Genomic DNA, 4,487 nt, shown 5'->3' with positions numbered 1-4,487 from the left:
CGCGGCGCTGGCCGACGGGCGCGCGGCCGTCGCGACCCTGTCGACGCTGGACGCGTCGACGGCCGCGCACGCCAAGGCCGGGGTGGCCACCTGGAAGGCGGTCACCTCGGGTCCCCTGCACACCGAGCTGGGCCGCATGTCGCCGGCCGCCGGGGCGTCCGCGCGCGGCGTCGTCACGGACGCGGCGGTCACCGCCCTCGATGACCGCGCGGGCACGGCGAAGCTCATCGCGACGGTGCGGGTCGAGACGACCCCGAAGAACGCCAAGGCGGCGACGACGGACCGCAAGAGGCTGGAGGCGGTCCTTGCCAGGACCGCCGACGGGACGTGGAAGGTGAAGGCGCTCAACGCGGTGCCGGTCACGGAGGTGTCCGGATGACGGAGAAGACGGCGGAAGCGGGACGCGTCGCGGAGGAGACGCCGCAGGCGGAACGGATCGCCGAGGAAGCGGCGACCGAGGAGCGGACCGCTGAGGAACTGGCGGCCGAGGAGGGCGTGGGGCCCGTGGTCCGGGTGCCGGAGGAGGCGAAGGAGGCAGAGGATGCCGATGCCGATGCGGATGCCGACGTCGACGCCGACGTGCCCTCCCGCCTGCTCCGTTTCTGGCGCGCGCGGCGCGTGCTCCTCGGGGTCACCGCGGCCGGCGTCTTGCTCGCGCTCACCGGGGGTGTACTCCTTTACGAGGCCCATGAGTTGAGGAGCGCGCCCGCCGCGGACAACCACGCCCTCACCGACGTCGAGCGGACCACGCAGGTCAACGGGGACGTGAGCAGCGCGCTCGCCAAGGTGTTCTCGTACGCGCCAGGCGGCACCGACGCCACCGAACGGTCGGCCCGCGCCGTCCTGTCGGGCCGGGCCGCCTCCCAGTACGACCAGCTGTTCTCGCAGGTCAAGGAGAACGTGCGCAGCCAGCGGCTGACCCTCACGACCCAGGCCGTCCGGGTCGGCACCGTCAGCCTGCACGGCGACACGGCGCAGCTGCTGGTCTTCCTCGACCAGACGGCCCGGCGCGGCGACAAGAAGCCCGCGACGTCCGCCGCCCAGCTGTCCGTCACGGCCCGACTCCGTGACGACGTGTGGCACATCGTCGACATCAAGGCCCGGTGAGCCCCGTGAGCCCGACGAGCCCGGTGAACGCGATGAGCCCGATGAGTTCGAAAGGTGCGCGCATGACCCGCATCACCCAGCCGCTGCTCGTCGCGGCGCTCGCCCTCACCCTCCTCGCGGGCGGCGTCGCCGCCTGGGCGGGCTGGTCCTGGTACGGGGCGGCGCACGACGACACCGCCGGGTACGCCGCCGCCCGCGACGACGCCCTGGAGGCCGGCGAGCAGGCCGTGCAGAACCTCAACACCCTGGACCACCGAAAGCTCGCCCCCGGGCTCGACCTGTGGGAGTCCTCCACCACGGGCGACCTGCACAGCCAACTGGTCAAGGGGCGCGCCGAGTTCACCAAGCAGGTCCAGGGCGCCAAGACCGTGAGCACCGCCAAGGTGCTGTCCGGCGCGGTGACCGAGCTCGACGAGCGGGCGGGCCGCGCCCGCGTCATGGTCGCGCTGCGGGTCACGGTGGCGGCCTCGGGCCAGAAGGCCACCGACAAGGACAGCCGCATGCTCGGCGAACTCACCCGCACCGACGGCCGATGGAAGCTCAGCGCCCTCGGCCAGGCACCGGTCGGCGACACGGCCACCACGGACTGAGCGGAAGGGACCCCGCAATGCCGACCACCCGCCACACCCTCAACCGCCAACGCCGCCTGGCCCAGCGCCCGCCGGAGCCCGAGACCCCCGCACAGGAGCGCCTCGGGCAGCCCGCCCGCCTCAGCCCGCAGCCCCGCCGGGAGCAGCCGGGCAAGGCGGCCCCCGAGCGCCGGACGCGCGTGCGCACGGACGCCCCCGGCCGCCCGGAGCGCACGAAACAAGCGCGCACGGATACCCCGGAGCGCACGAAGCAGCCCCGCCGCACGCTCCTCGCGGTCCTGAGCCTGCTCACCCTCCTCCTGGGAGGCTTCGCCGGCTGGGCCTACGCCGAGGCGCACGCCCTGGACGACGACGCGGCCACGCGCAACACCGCGCTCACCGACGCGGCCCGCACCAGCGAGATCAAGGGCCAGGCGGGCAAGGCCGTCAACGCCCTCTTCTCTTACGACTACGCCAACCCGGGGGCCGAGAAGAAGGCCGCCGCCACCTACCTCACCGGCAAGGCCGTCACCCAGCACCGCACCCTGCTCGCCCCCGTCCTCACCCAGGCGGACAAGCAGAAGACCGTGGTGACCACCACCGTCACCGACAGCGCGGTGGAGCGCATCGACGGCGACCGCGCCCGCGTCCTCGTCTTCGCCGACCAGAGCAGCACCAGCACCGCCGCGAAGGCCAAGGATGCCGGGAACTACGCGGGCGCGATGCTCGCCGTCGACCTCGTCCACCGCGACGGCCGCTGGCTGGTCTCCGCCCTCGACACCTTCGGCAACGGCTGAACGGAGCCGGACCCGCACCCGGACAGAAAGGGCACCATGCGAACCCCGCGTATCCGACTGCACCGCGGCCTGCGCGGCACCGCCGTCGCCGTAGCCGCGACCGCGCTGCTGAGCGCCTCGCAAGCACCCGACGTCGTACGGGAGTTGACCGGTACGGCGGCGTCGGCGGACAGCGATCCGTCCGCCCCGGCCACGGGGCCGCTGCCCCGCGTCGACTCCCAGGGCGACGACTCGTACCACACCGAGATCCCGCCCCTGCAGAGCCCGGCGGCACCCGACGTCACGTATCCGACGCAGCAGATCACCGCCGAGTCCGGCATCCCGGCCACCGTCCTCGCCGCCTACCGCCGCGCCGAGTCCGCCGTCGCCCGCACCGACCCGGGCTGCCGCCTGCCGTGGCAGCTGCTCGCGGCCATCGGCAAGGTCGAGTCGGGGCAGGCCCGCGGCGGCGACGTCGACGCGCACGGCACCACCCGCCACCGCATCACGGGCCCCGCCCTGAACGGCGACGGCTTCGCGCTCATCCGGGACACCGAGGGCGGCGCCTGGGACGGCGACCCCGTCTACGACCGGGCCGTCGGCCCGCTGCAGTTCCTGCCGGGCACCTGGCGGCGCTGGGGCGCCGACGGCAACGGCGACGGCCGCTCCGACCCCAACAACATCTACGACGCGGCCCTCGGCGCCGGCCACTACCTGTGCGCGGGCGGCCGGGACCTGGGCACCTCGGGCGGCCTGGAGCGGGCGATCCTCAGCTACAACTACTCGCGCGACTACCTGGGACTCGTCCTGCACTGGCTGGAGTTCTACCGCGACGGGGTGCACAGCGTGCCGGACGGCCACGGAGTGATCCCGGTCAGCCCGGGCGCGGGCGGCGACACCCCCGCCAAGAAGCCGGTCGGGCACGAAGGCGGGGACGAGGGCGGCGGCATCGTCATCGGCCCGGCCCCCTCGAAGAGCCCCGGCCACCCCGGCACCGGCCCGAAGCCCTCCGACGGCCCGAGCCCGACCCCGGACCCGACCGACTCCGGCACGCCGCCCACCGATCCGTCGACACCGCCGCCCACGGACCCGCCGACCACCGAGCCCCCGACCGAGGAGCCGACCGACCCGGGCAGCCCGTCCGACTGCCCGACCGACAGCGCGTCCCCGACGGACTCGCCCACGCCGACCGGCAGCCCGACCCCCGACCCGACGGACCCGGCGTCACCGTGTCCGGCACCCGGCGCCTGACCGGCCCGGTGAGGGGGACGCCTCCCAGTCGGAGCCGATCAGATAGGTGCCCGGCGCGGGCGCCGTCAGCTCCGTGAACTCGCCCTCCTTGCGGACCTTCAGGCAGCTGCCCTCGGACTTGAGCCAGGGCGAGTACGCGACCCGCAGCGTCGCCGCCCCGGCCCGCCGGAAGCGGACCGTGACCCGCGCCCCGTCCGAGCTGACCACGGACGCGGGCGCGGACACCAGCGGCACCGCGTCCCGCACCCGGTACACGCGCCAGTGCGGGTCCCGCCACACCGGTTCCAGATAGGCGGGGCTGCCGCGCACGAACGCGGCCTCCTGCTGGGCGAACCCGTCCGGCTTGCCCTCGGGCAGCACGACGAACCCGACGGCCCAGTGGTCCAGCCAGGCCCGGTACGTCGCCGCAGAGAACGAGCCGTCGTAGAAGAGCCGGCCGCGTTCGATGTCGAGCTGCCGGTTCCAGCCGCGCGCCATGTTCACGTACGGCGCGAGCCGCGCGGCCTCGCGGTGGTTGCGCGCCGGGATCACCTCGACCCGGGTGCGGTCCGCGCCGAGTCGCTTCAACTCCCGTACGACACCGTGGGTCTCGGCCGCCCAGGTCGGTACGTCCGTCGACACCACGAGGTCGTCGGCCGTCTTCTTCACCACCCACGCCGACGAGCACACGAGCGCGAGCACGAGGACCGCCGCCTGCGCGCGCCGCAGGCCCGGCACGCAGGCCGCCGCCCACAGCGCGGCGGGGGCGGCGAGTTCGGCGAGGCGCTCCACGTTCGTGCCGATG

Annotated in this window: 5 protein-coding genes and 1 pseudogene; 5 read left to right on the top strand and 1 reads right to left on the bottom strand. The window is 74.6% G+C overall.

All coding sequences use genetic code 11. The features are described 5' to 3' along the window. The 5 genes from G3I40_RS13495 to G3I40_RS13475 all read left to right on the top strand — a co-directional run. Window positions 1-379 (top strand): hypothetical protein (locus G3I40_RS13495; RefSeq protein ID WP_164302399.1); only part of this gene is annotated, 379 nt, incomplete at its 5' end. Continuing rightward, window positions 376-1,107, top strand: a complete 732-nt coding sequence (locus G3I40_RS13490; RefSeq protein WP_239091711.1) for a hypothetical protein — start codon at window positions 376-378, stop codon at window positions 1,105-1,107. The genes G3I40_RS13495 and G3I40_RS13490, both read left to right, overlap by 4 nt. A 62-nt stretch (window positions 1,108-1,169) precedes the next feature. Further along, entirely contained in the window at window positions 1,170-1,697 is a 528-nt protein-coding gene (locus G3I40_RS13485) for a nuclear transport factor 2 family protein (RefSeq protein ID WP_164302398.1), read from the top strand. A 17-nt stretch (window positions 1,698-1,714) separates the two neighbouring features. Further along, window positions 1,715-2,473, top strand: coding sequence for a hypothetical protein (locus tag G3I40_RS13480; protein WP_164302397.1), 759 nt, complete (start codon window positions 1,715-1,717; stop codon window positions 2,471-2,473). A gap of 36 nt (window positions 2,474-2,509) precedes the next feature. Beyond that, window positions 2,510-3,703 carry a lytic transglycosylase domain-containing protein gene (locus G3I40_RS13475; RefSeq protein WP_164302396.1) on the top strand — a complete coding sequence of 398 codons (1,194 nt, stop codon included), beginning with the start codon at window positions 2,510-2,512 and terminating at the stop codon, window positions 3,701-3,703. Here G3I40_RS13475 and G3I40_RS13470 read toward each other — a convergent pair. Beyond that, window positions 3,677-4,487: pseudogene (locus G3I40_RS13470) on the bottom strand (hypothetical protein); the annotation flags it as partial. The gene G3I40_RS13475 and the pseudogene G3I40_RS13470 sit on opposite strands and share 27 nt — an antisense overlap.

The organism is Streptomyces sp. SID14478 (genome assembly GCF_010548525.1).
Classification (GTDB): Bacteria; Actinomycetota; Actinomycetes; order Streptomycetales; family Streptomycetaceae; genus Streptomyces.
Note: the sequence above shows the minus strand (reverse complement) of the source record. Positions and strands in the feature narration are given on the sequence as shown.

What these genes read in the sequence shown, in the direction of transcription:
- G3I40_RS13480 (WP_164302397.1), top strand. Translation starts at nt 1,715, where the DNA reads ATGCCGACCACCCGCCACACCCTCAACCGCCAACGCCGCCTGGCCCAG.
- G3I40_RS13490 (WP_239091711.1), top strand. Translation starts at nt 376, where the DNA reads ATGACGGAGAAGACGGCGGAAGCGGGACGCGTCGCGGAGGAGACGCCG.
- G3I40_RS13485 (WP_164302398.1), top strand. Translation starts at nt 1,170, where the DNA reads ATGACCCGCATCACCCAGCCGCTGCTCGTCGCGGCGCTCGCCCTCACC.
- G3I40_RS13475 (WP_164302396.1), top strand. Translation starts at nt 2,510, where the DNA reads ATGCGAACCCCGCGTATCCGACTGCACCGCGGCCTGCGCGGCACCGCC.